The sequence below is a fragment of the bacterium genome (assembly GCA_024226335.1).
Classification (GTDB): domain Bacteria; phylum Myxococcota_A; class UBA9160; order SZUA-336; family SZUA-336; genus JAAELY01.
In genome coordinates this window covers 1-693 of the sequence record JAAELY010000002.1, presented here as the reverse complement: position 1 = coordinate 693, position 693 = coordinate 1, and the positions used below count along the sequence as shown (strand labels likewise).

General features: G+C 63.9%; 1 protein-coding gene. It reads right to left on the bottom strand.

Annotated features, from left to right (window positions below; translation table 11 throughout):
• Window positions 1-270: 270 nt before the first annotated feature.
• Window positions 271-693, bottom strand: a 423-nt coding sequence (locus GY725_00025) for a hypothetical protein (GenBank protein ID MCP4002555.1), incomplete at its 5' end; no start/stop codon positions are given.

Here is a 693-nt window from a genome sequence, read left to right as displayed (position 1 = left end):
TCGTAGCCGAGTTACCTGCCAGTTCCCAGGCCTACGGTGATCGACTTCGGCCCTTCCTGCAGTCCGAGCATGGTGGCAAACTGACCGTCGACCACGGGAACCGGCACCCCGTCCGACCCCTTCAAAGGCCACGTTCTGCTCGAGCTTCACATCCCGGCCGGTACGCACCACGCCGCGAAAAGGCCGGTCCTTTTCGAAGTGGATGTCTTTCAGGGAGACGAGGGGCAGCGGAGCGACAGAGCCAAGCGTCGCGCGTAGCCCCCTGTGCACTCAAGGAGCGCAAGTCACACCGAAGTTCTGCGCCACGCCCCGAAGCGCTTCTCGGCAGGCTTCGACCTGGCTCGGAGCGATCTCGTGAGTCGCCTCCAACGGGATGCCGTCGATCAGGGAGAACGCGTCACAGGCCATCGACGATGCATCGGCGCTGACTCCAAACGCTATGGGTTCGTTCTCGACCTGAAACGCGAGTGCCGTCTCGTCCTCTTCGTCGCTACAGGTCAGGTACTCGACGATCTCCGAGAAGTCGGCCGTGGTGAAGATCTGCCAGTACTCGCTTCCGAACTCGAGGCTCCAGCCCGTGGGTTCGCCGCACGGACAGTCTACCGGAGCCACCGTGAGCTCGACGTTCCCGACGTCGGTAATGCCGCCGGCTACCGGCGCCGCAGGGGTCGAAACTCCGGTCTGCGCAACGCC